Annotated in this window: 15 protein-coding genes; 5 read left to right on the top strand and 10 right to left on the bottom strand. The window is 42.0% G+C overall.

Annotated features, from left to right (window positions below; translation table 11 throughout):
• Positions 1-52: 52 nt before the first annotated feature.
• The gene (locus M1F25_RS22425) at positions 53-1,111 is read left to right on the top strand and encodes an Ig-like domain-containing protein (protein WP_405127819.1); all 1,059 of its coding nucleotides are present in this window, start codon (positions 53-55) and stop codon (positions 1,109-1,111) included.
• Between the two features lie 88 nt (positions 1,112-1,199).
• Here M1F25_RS22425 and rtcR read toward each other — a convergent pair whose 3' ends face one another.
• Positions 1,200-2,783: an RNA repair transcriptional activator RtcR gene (gene rtcR / locus M1F25_RS02045; RefSeq protein WP_181489175.1), complete on the bottom strand. Its 1,584-nt coding sequence runs from the start codon at positions 2,781-2,783 to the stop codon at positions 1,200-1,202.
• A 486-nt stretch (positions 2,784-3,269) separates the two neighbouring features.
• Between rtcR and M1F25_RS02040 the strand changes: the two genes are divergently transcribed.
• The 3 genes from M1F25_RS02040 to M1F25_RS02030 are packed head-to-tail and all read left to right on the top strand — an operon-like array spanning position 3,270 to position 6,436.
• A complete protein-coding gene (locus M1F25_RS02040) occupies positions 3,270-4,388 on the top strand; it encodes a slipin family protein (RefSeq protein ID WP_110592487.1) in 1,119 nt (372 codons plus the stop codon).
• Positions 4,389-4,390: 2 nt separating this feature from the next.
• Entirely contained in the window at positions 4,391-5,617 is a 1,227-nt protein-coding gene (locus M1F25_RS02035) for an RtcB family protein (protein ID WP_181489173.1), read from the top strand.
• A gap of 24 nt (positions 5,618-5,641) precedes the next feature.
• On the top strand, positions 5,642-6,436 hold the full coding sequence (locus tag M1F25_RS02030; RefSeq protein ID WP_094961421.1) for a nucleotidyltransferase domain-containing protein: 795 nt from the start codon (positions 5,642-5,644) through the stop codon (positions 6,434-6,436).
• Between the two features lie 83 nt (positions 6,437-6,519).
• Here M1F25_RS02030 and M1F25_RS02025 read toward each other — a convergent pair whose 3' ends face one another.
• From M1F25_RS02025 to M1F25_RS02005, 5 genes are all read right to left on the bottom strand, one after another.
• The gene (locus tag M1F25_RS02025; RefSeq protein WP_241098187.1) at positions 6,520-6,975 is read right to left on the bottom strand and encodes a DoxX family protein; all 456 of its coding nucleotides are present in this window, start codon (positions 6,973-6,975) and stop codon (positions 6,520-6,522) included.
• 173 nt (positions 6,976-7,148) lie between these two features.
• Entirely contained in the window at positions 7,149-7,715 is a 567-nt protein-coding gene (locus tag M1F25_RS02020) for a molecular chaperone TorD family protein (protein ID WP_112307400.1), read from the bottom strand.
• A 38-nt stretch (positions 7,716-7,753) separates the two neighbouring features.
• The gene (locus tag M1F25_RS02015) at positions 7,754-8,653 is read right to left on the bottom strand and encodes a dimethyl sulfoxide reductase anchor subunit family protein (protein WP_112307399.1); all 900 of its coding nucleotides are present in this window, start codon (positions 8,651-8,653) and stop codon (positions 7,754-7,756) included.
• Positions 8,650-9,288, bottom strand: a complete 639-nt coding sequence (locus M1F25_RS02010) for a DMSO/selenate family reductase complex B subunit (RefSeq protein WP_004261008.1) — start codon at positions 9,286-9,288, stop codon at positions 8,650-8,652. Before M1F25_RS02010 ends, M1F25_RS02015 begins: the two co-directional genes overlap by 4 nt.
• Positions 9,285-11,702 carry a DMSO/selenate family reductase complex A subunit gene (locus M1F25_RS02005; protein ID WP_181489171.1) on the bottom strand — a complete coding sequence of 806 codons (2,418 nt, stop codon included), beginning with the start codon at positions 11,700-11,702 and terminating at the stop codon, positions 9,285-9,287. The genes M1F25_RS02010 and M1F25_RS02005 overlap by 4 nt, the downstream gene beginning before the upstream one ends.
• Positions 11,703-11,894: 192 nt before the next feature.
• On the opposite strand from M1F25_RS02005, the gene M1F25_RS02000 reads away from it, so the two are divergent.
• Positions 11,895-12,668, top strand: coding sequence for an AraC family transcriptional regulator (locus M1F25_RS02000; protein ID WP_136134398.1), 774 nt, complete (start codon positions 11,895-11,897; stop codon positions 12,666-12,668).
• Between the two features lie 24 nt (positions 12,669-12,692).
• On the opposite strand, the gene M1F25_RS01995 is transcribed toward M1F25_RS02000, so the two are convergent.
• The 4 genes from M1F25_RS01995 to M1F25_RS01980 are packed head-to-tail and all read right to left on the bottom strand — an operon-like array spanning position 12,693 to position 15,333.
• Positions 12,693-13,847, bottom strand: coding sequence for an adhesin (locus M1F25_RS01995; protein WP_181489169.1), 1,155 nt, complete (start codon positions 13,845-13,847; stop codon positions 12,693-12,695).
• A 16-nt stretch (positions 13,848-13,863) separates the two neighbouring features.
• Positions 13,864-14,397 (bottom strand): fimbrial protein, encoded by a 534-nt coding sequence (locus M1F25_RS01990; RefSeq protein ID WP_094961428.1) that lies wholly within the window; start codon positions 14,395-14,397, stop codon positions 13,864-13,866.
• Entirely contained in the window at positions 14,397-14,912 is a 516-nt protein-coding gene (locus M1F25_RS01985) for a fimbrial protein (RefSeq protein WP_094961429.1), read from the bottom strand. The genes M1F25_RS01990 and M1F25_RS01985 overlap by 1 nt, the downstream gene beginning before the upstream one ends.
• Positions 14,905-15,333, bottom strand: a complete 429-nt coding sequence (locus tag M1F25_RS01980; protein WP_094961430.1) for a hypothetical protein — start codon at positions 15,331-15,333, stop codon at positions 14,905-14,907. The genes M1F25_RS01985 and M1F25_RS01980 overlap by 8 nt, the downstream gene beginning before the upstream one ends.
• Positions 15,334-15,349: the final 16 nt, after the last annotated feature.

The following is a 15,349-nucleotide window of genomic DNA, read 5'->3' as shown; positions in this document are numbered from 1 at the left end:
ATACCAAAAGAAAAGCTTAATTTCATTATCATTACCGAAAGTTATTCAGGGTATGACAGGAGAAGAACTTTCTATTATCCGCAATTTAACCACGAAATACCCGCTAGAAAAAATAGTGATAGAAGCCCCTGAATTGATAGCCGCTGGGGGGGAAATACACCTTAATGGCAGAGAAAGTTCAGTAAAACTACCGTCTTATAAAATTGCCAATCATTCATTTAAAAACTCACAACTCAATCTTTATCGCTTAACCGTGACGGCTTATGACACTAATGGAAATGTCTCACCACAAGCAGAAACGTTAATTGAAGTTACCAACACAGGCGCTCTCACTATCACCCATAAGAATACCGCAAAAAGAAATAATGCTGTCGCTGATGGTAAAAATACAAATATATTCACTGTAGTAATTAAAGATACTCTTGGCCACCCAGTACCCAATGCGAAAGTCAATTTCACATTGCCTGCAAATCTTAATTCTATTAATCAAAAAAATACGGGATATTATTCATTACTTAATCATTTTATGTGGAAGGCTCAGGCAGAAAAATCAGTTTCTGACCAATCCCATAGCATCATCGCTAACAGTAAAGGTGAAGCTTCCATTCAATTTACTAGTTTGGTATCAGGAAGTTATGCAATAAAAGCAAATATTGAGCATGGTACAGAAATTAATGAAATATATAACTTTAAATCCGATATTAGCCAGTCATTTATTGGTAGCATCGATATCATTCAAAACAATGCAGTGGCAGATGGGATCAGTAAAAACAAAATTAAACTGCATATTGTGAATAATAGCCGACAAAGCATCGCAGGAGCACACGTTCACTTTGAAGCAGCAAATGCCATTATCTCACCAATTAAATTGACTGATGAATATGGAAATACAGAATTAGAAATCAGCAGCTTAGTCGAAGGTTCTATAAATATCATTGCCACCCTGAATGGCGATAGTCGAACAATACAAGTTAACTTTCTAAGAGATGGATCTGCGATAAATATTCAGCCAAGTATTGGGACTCTTTTTAAATCTACAGTAAATGAGCAAAATAGGCCTACACGCACACCGTTAAGTTTGCTAAGGGAGCTATTTCAAAATATGGGATAACACTGCTAACAATAAAATAGACTTAATTTAACTGCTCTTTCAGCGTCACAATTTGCCCCTTAATAGGGGCTTTCTACTATAAATTTTTTCAACCGTTCCCCTTCAACCCATCCCAATCCAACCCAAATTTAGCGAGATACTTTCGCAGCCTGTCTGCATCATTGGGTTGTTTTTTCTGCTGCCGCGAAACGGCAAACAGCTCACGCCCCGCTTCGGAAAGGGTAGATGAACGGCGACAAACTTCCAGCACTGTTGCCAACTGTGGTTGGTCGAATAAATCAATTTCACCAATTTGCTTTGGTAATATATTGGTTGATTTTGTTTGCCATTGGGCTTGCAAACGGCCAATTTCTTCTTCGGCCACAGCTTTAGTAATACGCCCGCGTTCGGCAAACGTTGCCATCCGGCTAATGGATGCACCCAACTCACGAAAATTGCCACGCCACAGGGCCTGAGGGGAACAGGCAAACTTCACATACACATTGCGAGCTTCGCTATCAAAACGAATTTGGCTTTGTTGCTCTTGGCAAAATTTGGCTAATTCATAATCAATATTCGGTTCGATGTCTTCACGGCGGTCACGCAAGCCCGGTAACGCAAACGTCCACATATTGATACGGGCAAATAGGTCTTCACGAAATTTGCCCTCCTCCACTTGCTGCGCCAAATTACGGTGAGTCCCTGCAATTAATTGAAAGTCACTGTGAATTTCTTCATCTGAACCATAAGGGAAAAAGCTTTTTTCTTCGATGGCTTTCAATAGCATTGCTTGCTCATCTAGCCCAAGTTCCGCAATTTCATCGAGAAATAAAATACCGCCATCCGCTTCTTTCAGTAACCCACGCCTTGGGTTGATTGCCCCTGTGAATGCCCCTTTTACATGGCCAAATAGCGTTGACATAGCGTTATCACCACGCAAGGTAGCGCAGTTTACTTCCACAAAGCGCCCTTTAACTTGGTGGCGACTTTCACGTAGTTGATAAATTCGCCGAGCTAAGAAAGACTTCCCCGCTCCCGTTGGCCCATTGAGTAAAATTGGGGCTTTAGAGCGTAGTGCGACGCGTTCGATTTGCTCAATCATGGTATTAAATGCCGCGTTGCGGGTGGCAATACCCGATTTTAAAAACGAAACCTGCTGTTGCTGCTCTGTTTGGAAACGGCTGGTGATATGGGTATAACGGCTTAAATCAAGGTCAATCACGGTATGAATGCCGATAGGGTCTTTTTCTCGCCCTTTTTGGCTCGGTGAAGTTTGAATTAATTTGGCTGGTAAATAATGAGCTTCCGTTAATAAAAACCAACAGATTTGCACCACATGGGTACCCGTAGTGATATGTACAAGATACTCTTCATTATCAGTATCAAATTGATAATGCGAAGAAAAATCCAGTAATGAGGTATAAACCTCTTCAAAATCCCACGGGTCAGCAATATCCACCTCATGCAGTACCACTTCCGTATTGGGAGAAGCTTGTTCAATATCCTCTTTCACCCGGTGCGCCATGCCATAGTCATTCACCTGATGCAGTAATTCAAAACGACCAATATCCAAATCAGGCTGTTGGCAAAGACCAACCGTTGGCCGCCATTTTGTCCAGCGATTGGCTTTTTTGCCTCTTCTATCGAGTACTGTGCCCAATACACCAATGACCACTTTGCGTTTCTTATTCATGATGTGTTTATAGAAATTTATAAAGTACGATATAAAAAGATAATAAATAGCCTAATCCATTTCTCTTGGTAATGTTAGTGAAATTTAATTAGATATATTTATTTGTTATTTTTCAATAGTATAAAATTTTCCAACTTACTTTAATAAAAGTTGGCACGCTTCTGGCAATTATATATTCATCCACTGCCGGAAATTGTCTGAACTTCGCGTTCAACCGGTGCAGACATGGTGGCTTAGTCACTACATGGTCTGTATGCCGCCGTCAGGAAGATACCTTGGTAATAGCCTAGCTATCAGGTTCGACTCCTGAAAAAAATACAAATCCAACTGTATAAAACTAAGCAGAAGTTAAGCTTAAAACCGCCACTCGAGAGCTTTGCCGAGTGATGAGCAGAAATTTAGACAGCCAATTTTGGCACTCTACTTTTCCCCTCACCACTTCGCTTTTTTCTTCAGTGCCGGATAAATATTGAAAAAGGAAAAATAATGAAAAAAATAAATATCGCTCAAGGACAAATCGCACTAACCTCAAAAAATGGGGATTTTAAACAATTACTGACTGCGGGTGAGCACCATTTAAACGATTGGTTCAATCGATTGACTGTGTCATTGTTCACACTTGATAACGAACCTATTGATGAAAAACTGGCAGACCACTTACGCCAATTTCACCCTGATTGGGTTGATGACCACTGTATTGACATCGCTTTGACTGATGACGAGATTGGTTTTATTTACTTGCACAATAGTTTGACAGAAATATTGCCACCAGCGACCCGTCGGTTGTATTGGAAAAATGGCAATAATTTAAAAGTGGAGCCGCAGTCGCTAGAAAATAGCGTTATTGACTCTGCATTCGTTGCACGTCTGATGGGTAAAAAACGCATTAAAGGCAATGAGTTGGCCTTGATTAGCCAAGTACCTGCATGGCATGTCGGTATGTTAAAAATTGATGGTGAGATACAAGATTTATTACAACCGGGAACTTACGGTTATTGGAAAATCAACCACAAACCGGAAGTTGAGATAATAGACACCCGTTTACAATCATTAGAAATTAGCGGACAAGAGATTTTAACCAAAGACAAAGTCACATTACGCATCAACCTGTGCGCCAACTGGCGCTATCACGATATTTTACTGGCGTTCTCAAAATTGAGTCAGCCTGTAGAGCATTTATATCGTGAATTGCAGTTTTCAATACGAGAAATCGTGGGGACTCGAACCTTAGATGAACTATTAGAAAATAAACAATTAGTCGATGAGCTGATGTTAGCTCAAGTCGCGCAATGCGTGGTTGAATTTGGCCTAGAAATTGACAGTATCGGTGTAAAAGACATCATTTTGCCGGGAGATATGCGCACTATTTTATCCCAAGTCGTTGAAGCCGAAAAATCGGCACAAGCTAACGTGATCCGCCGCCGCGAAGAAACTGCCGCGACTCGTTCACTGTTAAATACCGCAAAAGTAATGGAAAACAACCCGGTTGCATTGCGTTTAAAAGAACTTGAGACCTTAGAAAGTATCGCACATCGAATCGACCAAATTTCCGTTTACGGTGGATTAGATCAAGTATTAAACGGATTGGTAAAAATTAAGGAATAATAATGAATAACAATAACTTTAATCAATTAATTCAAGAAAATGGCGTGCCTGTAAAAATGTGGACCAACGGCGTGCCTGTAGACCCGAAAGCGGTAACACAACTACAAAACACCGCTAAAATGCCGTTTATTTTTAAGCACCTTGCGGTAATGCCTGATGTACACGTTGGGAAAGGTTCGACGATTGGAAGTGTGATACCAACCAAAGGGGCCATTATTCCTGCGGCAGTCGGCGTGGATATTGGTTGTGGAATGATTGCCGTGCGAACGTCCTTAACCGCATCGGATTTGCCGGATAGCTTGCAAAACATCCGTTTTGCTATTGAGTCGGCGGTTCCGCACGGTCGAACTACACATCGACATGGACGTGATAAAGGGGCTTGGCATCGTACACCAGATATTGTCGATACCCACTGGGCGCATTTAGATGAAGAGTTCAAACGTATCTGTGATAAATACCCAAAACTGCGTGGAACCAATCATTACAACCACTTAGGAACATTGGGAACGGGGAACCACTTTATTGAGCTGTGCTTAGATGAACAAGACCGCGTGTGGGTAATGCTTCATAGCGGGTCACGTGGTGTAGGAAACGCGATTGGTAATCTGTTTATCACCTTAGCGCAAAAAGATATGCAACAGCATATCGCTAATTTGCCAGATAGAGACCTTGCGTATTTCGAAGAAGGAAGTGTGCATTTTAATGACTATATGGAAGCGGTAAGTTGGGCGCAGGACTTTGCTCGCCATAACCGTGAAGTGATGATGCACCGCGTGCTGGAAGCACTATCACGCGAAATTCCAAAACCGTTTATCACTGAACAAGAAGCCGTAAATTGCCATCATAACTATGTGCAAAAAGAGCAGCACTTTGGTGAAGAAGTACTGGTAACCCGAAAAGGTGCCGTGTCGGCTCGAAAAGGCCAAATGGGGATCATTCCAGGGTCTATGGGAGCCAAAAGTTTTATCGTGCGCGGTTTAGGTGACGAAGAAAGTTTTTGCTCCTGTAGCCACGGCGCAGGCCGTGTAATGAGCCGAACAGAAGCCAAAAAACGTTTCTCAGTCAGCGACCAAAAAATGGCGACCGCCCATGTTGAGTGCCGAAAAGATAGTGATGTGATTGACGAAATACCGATGGCGTACAAAGACATCGACGCAGTAATGGCTGCGCAATCATCATTAGTAGAAATTGTTCATACCCTACGCCAAGTGGTGTGTGTGAAGGGTTAAAGATAAAAAGTAACAGGAGAAAGCATGGAAACTGACCATGAAAGTGTATCCGTGCTGATGAAAGAACGGATAGGAAAAACACTCAAAGAAATAGAAGAAACTCATCACGTAAAAATGCTGTTTGCGTGTGAGTCTGGAAGTCGCGGTTGGGGCTTTGCCTCCCGCGACAGCGACTATGATGTTCGATTTATCTATGTTCACAAACTTGATTGGTACCTAACGCTAGATAAAAAGCGCGATGTGATAGAAAAGCCAATTGATGATGAGCTGGATGTATCAGGTTGGGAGCTATCTAAAGCATTGAAATTAATGCGTAACTCTAACCCTGCATTAATAGAGTGGTTGCATTCACCCATTGTTTATTTTAAGGATGAGGCATTTTTTACTCAACTGGAGCAACTGACTGCACAATTTTATTCACCGTTAAAATCGCGCTATCACTATTTATCAATAAGTAAGCGTAATTTACATACTGACTTTAAAGGTGAGCGCGTTAAACTGAAAAAATATCTTTATCTGCTGCGTGCGGTATTAGCCCTGCGTTGGATAGAAGTAAGTAAAAGCATGCCACCAATGGCATTTTCTGAATTAGTCGCGGCCACAGTTACCGATAACAAGGTACTCACAGAGATAGATGAATTGCTGGTTATTAAGCACCAAGCAGTTGAAAGTGATTATGGCGCGAGGCGACCAGCTATTGATAAGCTCGTTCTGGAAGTCATAGCCAATGCAGAACGTATGCAATTTCCTGAGCCCGCTTGCCGTGACAGCCGATTATTAGACGAGTTCTTGCGTACAATTGTGCTAGCAACTAATTGACTATCATGATTAAAAAAAGACCATCAGAACATTTTTGATGGTCTTTTTTCAAAGGCAATGTCAAACACGAAAGAAAAACGGATTTATCGCCAGTTCGGGTTTTTGATAATGGAATATTTACCCGCACCTAAAAATGCCAATGCAATACCGCTCAAGAAGAAATACACAATACTTTCAATCGCCCATGCGCCTGTTTTATCAAGCACAAATGTTTTATCTAACCCAATCATCAGCCATGCAACCACCATAGTGAAGGAGACTAATAATGCAGATGGGCGAGTTAAAATTCCTAAAATAATAAAAATAGGTGCCACAACTTCACCTAAAATTGTTCCATAAGCGATAAATTCAGGTAAGCCATAAGAAGCTAGCAGCGCTTTAATACCACTCGCTCCTGTCATTAATTTACTCATACCATGAAATAACATGAGCCCACCGACGGAAAGACGCAATAACAACCTGCCAGCATCTTCATGGGACAACAAACGATTTAATAAATTGACCACTTTATACCCCCTATGGATATCCAAAAACATCATTAAGTAGTATGACTTAAAAATGCATTATGGCTTAGAAAGGTAAAGTAAGAATCATTTTAATTTGCATTTCTTATAACTAAATCAATTTTCATTTAATTAAATTTTGTTAACTTTTCACCCATTCAAATATTACGTTTAATTAACCATTAAAAGGTCAAATATACTGAACAATATTATATACATGACCTTACAGTAACCAGCGCTAATTCCGTTAATGCGTTATAAAACGGGCTACATGTTGTTCGATTTAATTGCTGAGAAAACTGGGGTAACCAACTCCCAAAATGGTCATTTAGCAATTCTTTTAATGCTGCCTCCCTGACTTGTGAAGCCAAAACTGCCGCTTGAAATAACATTAAACCAACATGGTCAGAAGGCTCTGGATAACGCGTCTGAATTTTTAAACGCTCTCGTTGTAAAAACTCGCTCAGCGCCAGTGTCGAAGAGCCCTGTAATACGCCTTCAGGGTCGAGGTATACCGAGCCCCATGGCGGAGCAGGTAATGCTTCAGGCCCAATAAATAAATTTGTCCACTGAGTATGCAGCGTCGCTATTTCGATGCTTAGCGATGCTGAGATGCGTTCGCTAAGCTGAGTACTGATTTTACAAGGCCACTGAGATGCAAAGTCATTTAGCTTGAAGAAACTTATCGCATAATGGCTTGCATCATCATTTGGAGAAAATAAATAGCAAGTGCCTAAGATATTAAACGCTGCTGCATAGTGTGAAAAATGGATCATAAAAAAGGTAATTTCCTAAGCGATAAACTGTTATTTATTTACAGATGAATAGTATAGAAACAGTAACGCAGCATAAATTCAGCAATTATGGCAACCGCACAACCCACCACTAAGTACCCTTTGCTGCTCGAAGTCATAACCCCACTCGCGGTTTGTCGCATATGACGAAATAATCCATATCCCAATAAAATCACCGCCAGTATTCCAACTACCCAGCTAGTGATACGCAGCGACCAAATCCTTTGGTAGGCATGAATAGAGTCGATAGGAAATGTAATCGATTCATTATGATAACTCGTGCTAACTAAGTAATTTTCATAGGCAGGTTGATAAACTAAACGGGCTAATAAGCTAATGCCAATAACCGCCCATAGCACCCATAACCCACGCGTTGAGACTTGAGCCGCTGGCGAGCCTGCATGGAAGCGCAATAACAAATTGATTAATAAATAATACCCAGCAGCTCCTGCTGTAAGCATCGTGCCGTAGAACATCAAATAAGTATTATCATTCATCCACGTTAACATTGATGTATAACGATAAATTGAAGCCATGGCATACACATCACATAACCCAGCAATGATAGCCAAACCAAGCAGCAGAAATGACAATTCCTTTTTGAACCATAGCCACAAAAAAGTCAGCCCAAGAAAAGCAAAATAGGTCGCAGTGAAAACCACTTCACGGCTTAGCCACGATGAAAAGATATTCAACAAAGAATTAGGCGCATTCAAAGGAACCCCTAAGTGGGTGATTGAAGACAATAAACCTACCCCCGCAAATACACAGGCAACAAACACGTATTGCTGCAAAAATTGTGTATTCGTTTTATGAGGTAAAACCGCTGATAATTTTTTCGCAAAAAGCGCTAACATCACACTCAACCCAATGGATGTTTGCATTAAAAATGTGAATAACAATAGTGGCCATTCATTCATTTGGCTTCTCCTTGTGAGTTTTGAGTGCGACCAGCCCCAAGATGTGGGTGGATCACTAAATTGGGATGGGTAATCGATGAGTCTGGCAACCCACGGACATCCGCCAGCTCGCCATAACGTTGTCTGAGTTCATCTATTGGGCCAAACTGAATGGCCCCTAATGGGCATGTGGCGACGCAGACGGGTTGCTCCCCTTTTAGTTGCAGGTCGATGCAAAAATCACATTTCGACATTTGTTTGGTTTCAGGGTTCATTTGCGGTGCGCCATATGGGCAAGACCAAGCGCAAGTTCCACAACCTACGCATTTGTCTGTATTGACCATCACGATGCCATCCCCTTCACGCTTGTGCATCGCCGTTGTCGGGCAGTTTTTCACACACATTGGGTCGGCGCAGTGGTTGCAGGAAATGGATAACGTATAAGCAAAGACGTTATTCACCAGTCCTCCCGTACCATTTTCAATAAACTCACCGCCAGCGACTTCGTATACGCGACGATATTTGCGCCCCACATCAAGATTATTTTTGTCTTTACAGGCAACTTGACAGGCTTTACAACCTGAGCAACGTGCAGAATCAATATAAAAACCAAGCTGTTTGCTGCTTACAGCGGGATAAACGTGAAATTTACTCATGCTTTGCTTACCTCCACCAATAAGGTTTGATGGGCATTTCCATGTGCCATTGCTGTGCTACGGGCTGATGTTAAAACGTTAGCGCAACCACCTTGGTCAACGCCATTTTCATCAGGTTGCCACCATGCTCCTGCTTGTAAAGCCACCACTCCGGGCATAATCCGCTGGGTGATTTTGACGGGCACCATAGTGATACCGCGGTCGTTATTCACTTTGACGCGCTCTCCATCCGTGATATTTCGCCGTTTGGCATCAATTGGGTTGATCCACAACTCTTGGCGCTGCACTTCTTGTAGCCACGGGTTAGCAAATTGCGTTGAATTGGCACGATTACGACCTTTCCAAGTGATTAATTGCAATGGATAGCGGGAAGCTAGTTCATCTTCAGGCCCTTCAATGGCAGGCACATAATGGGATAACGCAGGGATATCCACATCATTACGTTCATAAAGACGCTGAGAGAAAATCTCAATTTTTCCTGATGGCGTTTCAAACGGGTTATTATCGATATCATTAATATTTTTCTCAAAAGCGACATGCCCAACATGGGGTTTGTGCTTTAACAAATGACGGCGTTTAACCAGCAGCTCATCAAAAGTTGGAATGCCATCTTCTGGGCGTTTCTGATGGGCATCATTGACTAAATGCTCGATCCACTGTTTTTCTGTACGACCTTCACTGAATTTCTCGCCAACGCCGAGTTTTTCAGCTACCTCTCGCAGCCATTCATAGTCACTACGGCGCTCAAACTCAGGTTCAATCACTTTTTCCGATAAAATAATGTAGTTGCCCGTTCCCCATGTTCCCCCCACATTCCAGCGTTCTAAGAAGCTGGTTTCAGGTAGTAAAATATCGGCATACTTGGCGCTGGGTGTCATGTATAAGTCACTGTAAACGATAAACTCAACTTTACTTTCATCTTCCAGAACTTTAGCAGCATGCAAAATATCGGGGTTCTGGTTAGTCATATAGTTACCCGCCAACGAAAAAATCATTTTGATTTCCGTATCGAGTTTTTCCGCATTTTTTAAACCATTATTTGGCGTCACAAGGTCTTTGTTTTCACAAGCTTGCACCCAATTGGTGATATTGATTTTCGCTTTAACTGGGTTTTCAAATAGGCTCGGGCCCGCTAACGTTTTACGTAAATCAGGGGTTACTGCCATGCCATAGCCCGCAGCCCAGCCCCCTTTTACGCCTACATTTCCGGTAATTGTGGCTAATAACGTGGCGCCTCTGGCGGAGCGTTCACCACAGATGTGACGTTGAGGCCCCCAACCTTGCATTAAGGCCGCCGGTTTTGTATTGGCATATTCGCGAGCCAGTTGACGAATGGTTTCAGCGGGGACTTTGGTGATAGGTTCTGCCCATTCTGGGGTTTTCACCACACCGTCTTTTTTCCCCATTAAATAAGCCACTAATGACTCATTTTCAGGGATGCCTTCGGGCATCTGGTGCTCATCAAAACCAATAGTGAATTTGTCGATAAAGGATTGATCATGCAGGCCTTCGCTGATGATCACATACATCATGGCATCCATCATCGCATTATCTGTTGTCGGCAAAATGGGGATCCACTGATCCGCTAATGACGACGCGGTATCCGAGTAACGTGGGTCGACAACAATAAATTTAGTGCCATTTTTTTTCATTTTTTGGAAATAATGATTCGTGTGACCAAAAATGGTTTCGTTCGGGTTATGTCCCCACAAGATCACCAATGGCGTATTTTCTAATGTATCTAGCGTGCTACCACTTGCTGACGTGCCATAGGTATAAGGCGTAACCGCCATGGTATTGCCATTGCTCACTGAGTGGTAATTTTCTAAAAAACCACCCGTGATATTAAACAACCGACGCAACATATTGGCACCGGAGAAAATTCCCCCAGTCACCCCAGTACTGAGACTAACAAAGCGCGATGCAGGGCCATATTGGGCGTTGATACGCTGCATGTTGTCAGCAATCAAGGTTGTCGCTTCTTCCCAGCTAATTCGCTCAAAGCGCCCTTCTCCACGTTTGCCCACTCTTTTCATTGGGTATTTCAGGCGATTTGGGTGATAGACGAACTTCCGGTAACTGCGGCCACGCACGCAAGCACGCATGATGGGCATCTCTTCGTCTAAATCGGCATCTGGACGGGTGCTAATTCGTGTCACCACACCTTCTTTAACGTGTGCTCGAATATCACATTTGCCACCACAGTCAAAACTACTGCAGGTGGAGACCACTCGCTCACCTTCATTTTGCAGCGTTGTGGTTGGGATGATATTCGGGTTTTCTGGTGTCGATGCAACAGTGTTTGTCGCAATAAATGGGACAGCCATGAGCGCAGAGCTGCCTTGAATAAACCGACGACGGGTTAGGGGTTCAATCAGACTCTCACTATCCGCCTGATCGTAATAATTTTCCATGATAACTCTACCTCTGGCATACATTAGGTTGCCGCGATAGGGTAAACATTTCCCTGTTTGCCAACTTTCGAAAACCTGCCAAACACATTGGAATTTCAGCCAACCACGGAAAACATGTGGTTATATCAATAAAAATTGCCTATATTCAGAAAATAGATGATAGCTTTTGAATCTCAGCCAAGAAAAATTCCTATGCGAAATATTCCTCTGAAAACTGTCGATGCAACTCCGCGTGATGTTTTAGCGATCGGCACTGATTACCTACCAAATGTGCTGCTTGATTCTCACGTTCACCGCCGTGCTCAGTTTCTATATGGTGCGACAGGCTTGATTGAAGTGAGTACCGCAGATGGCGAGTGGGTCATACCGCCTGATAGTGGTGTTTGGATCCCCTGTAATACGCCCCATGAAACGCGCATGTTGAATGTCAGTACGCGTAGCTTATACATTGAGCCCAAAGCCGCTCCACGTAGGGGAAACAAATGCGAAGTACTCAGGGTTTCCCCCTTACTTCGTCAGCTATTGCTTGAAGCAGTTGATACCCCAATTGAATATGATTTAAATGGCCGTGATGGTGTGATGTACCAATTGATTTTGCATGAAATTGCACAAGCAGAGCCCCTGCCTTTCTACGCCCCCATCCCACGGGATGAACATTTAGCCCAATTGTGCCGGGAATTCCTAAAAGCGCCACAAATCACCTCATTACCACAGGAGTGGGCGGCAAAACTACATAAAAGTGAGCGCTCATTTAGCCGTTTTTTTGGTGCTCAAACGGGGTTATCTTTCTCTGACTGGCGGCAGCAAGCTTGCTTATTAAGTGCGATTACCCATATTTCTGCAGGTAAATCCATTACTGAGGTCGCATTTGATTTAGGCTACAGCAGCGTTGGGTCTTTTTCGACCATGTTTAAAAAATGGTTAGGGCAAAGTCCATCCAGTTTTATTCAGAGAATTAGTGGATAACACCTAACCATTCAAAAATTCAATTTAGTCAAATGTGGCAATTAACCATGCAGACCCTTGATAACTTCCTGCGTCTGCATTATTTCCTTGAATACGACTACGAATATAAATAGTGCGATTTGAATGAATTCCCACACGAATATCTGTGCCTGTCGCCCCTGTTTGCTCATCCACAATGTCTAACTGACTGTAAATCGTTCTATTTGAAGCATCTTTCATTGGCAAGCGCTTTTGTGGGTCACCATCTGTCACATAGTCTAACCGTAACCTTACCTTCGTTAAGGCAGCAAATTTGCACGTGTATCTGATACTTTCCGTCACCAAGCTATCGTAATGAATACTACTTAATTGGCCATGTCGCAAATTGACGGTGCTAGCTTGCCCAGAGCTCGTTTGCGTGGAACACATTGCTTTCACATTTAACTGAGAAGCGGCAAGACGCATTGGCACTGTTGAGTCAGATAAAGGCCAGCTATCAAAGGGTGGCACTGCTTTAGGTTCAGTAAAAGCGCGAACATAGCCCGCTAAATCCATTGCAGGAATAACCAGTTTTCCATCAATAATTTGCTCATTAATAAAAAATGTAATAGTAACTGGAAATTGACTGGTAAACTCTTGAGCAGACCTAACAAGCCCCACATAAGCATATGAGCACATTCCTGCATCAATATTTATCCAATTCATTATTGGAGTTTCCACCGTCATCACTAAATTGTTATTGATCCGGTAGGCTGTTTTTCCATCAATCGTGACTCCCGCAGAAGCTACATACATAAACAAACGATGAAATGCCTGTGATGAATGAATTCTTGTATTGCTGCTCCCCCATCGTCTCCCAACACAATCAACCAAGCCAGACACACTCACTTGAGCACTATTACCATCAATAACAATAGGGTTTCCTACACGATAATAATTTTTGCCATCAGAACCAACTCGTGCAACGGGTTCAATAACACTATTACTATCGATCCGAATTGAATAACCTGAATTGGAATTTTGTATTCGAGATGCATAATCTGCATGAGCATTCATTCCATACAAACTAAGAATGGCCACCAGAAAATACATTGATAAGCTAGATGTTTGTTTAAAAAACTCTCCCTTAAAAAATAAGGGAAATGGTATTTTCACCATAGAGCTAGAAACCGCCTGAAACAGGATTTGAAAATTAGACATAACCGATATTACCGCCTTAATAGTAAGTGACCGAAATCATGGCAATAGCACTAAATTTTCCAGCACGGAGTTGGCTCGCTGGTAGGGTATTGACGAGCTCAGCTTGTAAAATAATTCGCTGTAAAGTGGCATCTATTTGTTCTGGAAATATTTGTTGAATTTGATTAACTTCAAGTGGATGAGCCACACCACCAGTTATATTATTGATATTAATGCCAAGGCCATCAGTACTAGTGGATAAAATACTTTTTCCTTGATAAACCATAGTGTTACTATTTTTGGGGTTAATCATAATACCGAGTGATTTATTCCAATTACAGCCAGTTAAATACAATGGAAATATATGGGATTGGGAAATATCATCAGAGTTATGCGGTATATTAATCACCCCAAAATTGATTTTTAACGGTGAACTGTTATCTTCGCTACGTAGGTGGCAGGCTGGGTCGACTAACGTCGCGCTCACATCGATTAAAACATCCGACTTAGACATAAATGGGAGGAATAAAAAACACAAAACAAATTTAGATAACCAATTGATTGTATTCATTACTCATACTCCAATGAAAAAGTCGCTGAGCTTGAGAAAACCCCTTTTTTTGCTTCATTCAACGGATTTTTACGCACAAATACACCAAATTCCAATTGCTGACTTCCATCTGTAACCGTAACAGGTGTTACCTCAATCGATTTATCCCAAGTAACAAGTGCGCCTTGCTTATCAACTACACCAAGCAGCACACCACTACTTCCATCCGTTCCAAGGTAATTCCCTCCCTCTACAGTGACTTGTTTTGGGCTTTTCCAGGTAATCTTAATCATCTTATTAAGGTCGGCTTGGCTGCATTTTTCAATCGTGATAAAAAATGGTGTGATATCACTAGGAATATTGTCATTAATCGACTTCAAACGTATATTTTCAATTTTTACCCGCTTATTGATGGAATCAGCCGCTAACTGACAGGTTTTATTGACTAAAATACCACTAAATTCCACATCTAGGCTTTCCTTACTCCAACCAAAGATAGGAAGTACAAGACTTAAAAGTAAAATTGCCTTACTCATAAACCACCTCCAACCGTAATAAATTCGATTTATGCATTGAAACAGGTGGGTGAATAAAATTATTACCGTTTAATAAATTCATTTTCTCTATGGCCGTAACATTTCCATTCTGCACATCATAGAAGCGTATTTGTGCGGGCGTTGTTTGCGTTTTATCCGCAGAAAATGCACCGCCTGCGCCACATTGAGTCAACATCACCGCTGAGGTTGATAGTTTTAAGTGGCAAGGCGAATTGAATAATCGAGCGCTCACTTCTAACCATCCACTATTTAAATCTTCATAATGTGATTCATTCACCGCAGTATGATTTAAAAGTCCGTTCGCTGAAGCCATCACTCCTATCATGCCACTGATGAAAAATAGACCGATAAGCATATGTTTTATCAATGCATTACTCCTTCTATTATTGATGCTAGGCATATATCCCCCTCAGCTA

The sequence above is a fragment of the Providencia sp. PROV109 genome, from assembly GCF_033681625.1.
GTDB classification, from domain to species: Bacteria; Pseudomonadota; Gammaproteobacteria; order Enterobacterales; family Enterobacteriaceae; genus Providencia; species Providencia hangzhouensis.
This window is presented reverse-complemented; position numbering and strand designations above follow the sequence as displayed.

Excerpts from the sequence above, each read along its gene's own strand:
- M1F25_RS02010 (WP_004261008.1), bottom strand. The coding sequence starts at position 9,288 with ATGAGTAAATTTCACGTTTATCCCGCTGTAAGCAGCAAACAGCTTGGT.
- M1F25_RS02040 (WP_110592487.1), top strand. The coding sequence starts at position 3,270 with ATGAAAAAAATAAATATCGCTCAAGGACAAATCGCACTAACCTCAAAA.
- M1F25_RS02020 (WP_112307400.1), bottom strand. The coding sequence starts at position 7,715 with ATGATCCATTTTTCACACTATGCAGCAGCGTTTAATATCTTAGGCACT.
- M1F25_RS01980 (WP_094961430.1), bottom strand. The coding sequence starts at position 15,333 with ATGCCTAGCATCAATAATAGAAGGAGTAATGCATTGATAAAACATATG.
- M1F25_RS02025 (WP_241098187.1), bottom strand. The coding sequence starts at position 6,975 with ATGATGTTTTTGGATATCCATAGGGGGTATAAAGTGGTCAATTTATTA.
- M1F25_RS02035 (WP_181489173.1), top strand. The coding sequence starts at position 4,391 with ATGAATAACAATAACTTTAATCAATTAATTCAAGAAAATGGCGTGCCT.
- M1F25_RS01990 (WP_094961428.1), bottom strand. The coding sequence starts at position 14,397 with ATGAATACAATCAATTGGTTATCTAAATTTGTTTTGTGTTTTTTATTC.
- rtcR (WP_181489175.1), bottom strand. The coding sequence starts at position 2,783 with ATGAATAAGAAACGCAAAGTGGTCATTGGTGTATTGGGCACAGTACTC.
- M1F25_RS22425 (WP_405127819.1), top strand. The coding sequence starts at position 53 with ATGACAGGAGAAGAACTTTCTATTATCCGCAATTTAACCACGAAATAC.
- M1F25_RS02015 (WP_112307399.1), bottom strand. The coding sequence starts at position 8,653 with ATGAATGAATGGCCACTATTGTTATTCACATTTTTAATGCAAACATCC.
- M1F25_RS02005 (WP_181489171.1), bottom strand. The coding sequence starts at position 11,702 with ATGGAAAATTATTACGATCAGGCGGATAGTGAGAGTCTGATTGAACCC.
- M1F25_RS01995 (WP_181489169.1), bottom strand. The coding sequence starts at position 13,847 with ATGTCTAATTTTCAAATCCTGTTTCAGGCGGTTTCTAGCTCTATGGTG.
- M1F25_RS01985 (WP_094961429.1), bottom strand. The coding sequence starts at position 14,912 with ATGAGTAAGGCAATTTTACTTTTAAGTCTTGTACTTCCTATCTTTGGT.
- M1F25_RS02030 (WP_094961421.1), top strand. The coding sequence starts at position 5,642 with ATGGAAACTGACCATGAAAGTGTATCCGTGCTGATGAAAGAACGGATA.
- M1F25_RS02000 (WP_136134398.1), top strand. The coding sequence starts at position 11,895 with ATGCGAAATATTCCTCTGAAAACTGTCGATGCAACTCCGCGTGATGTT.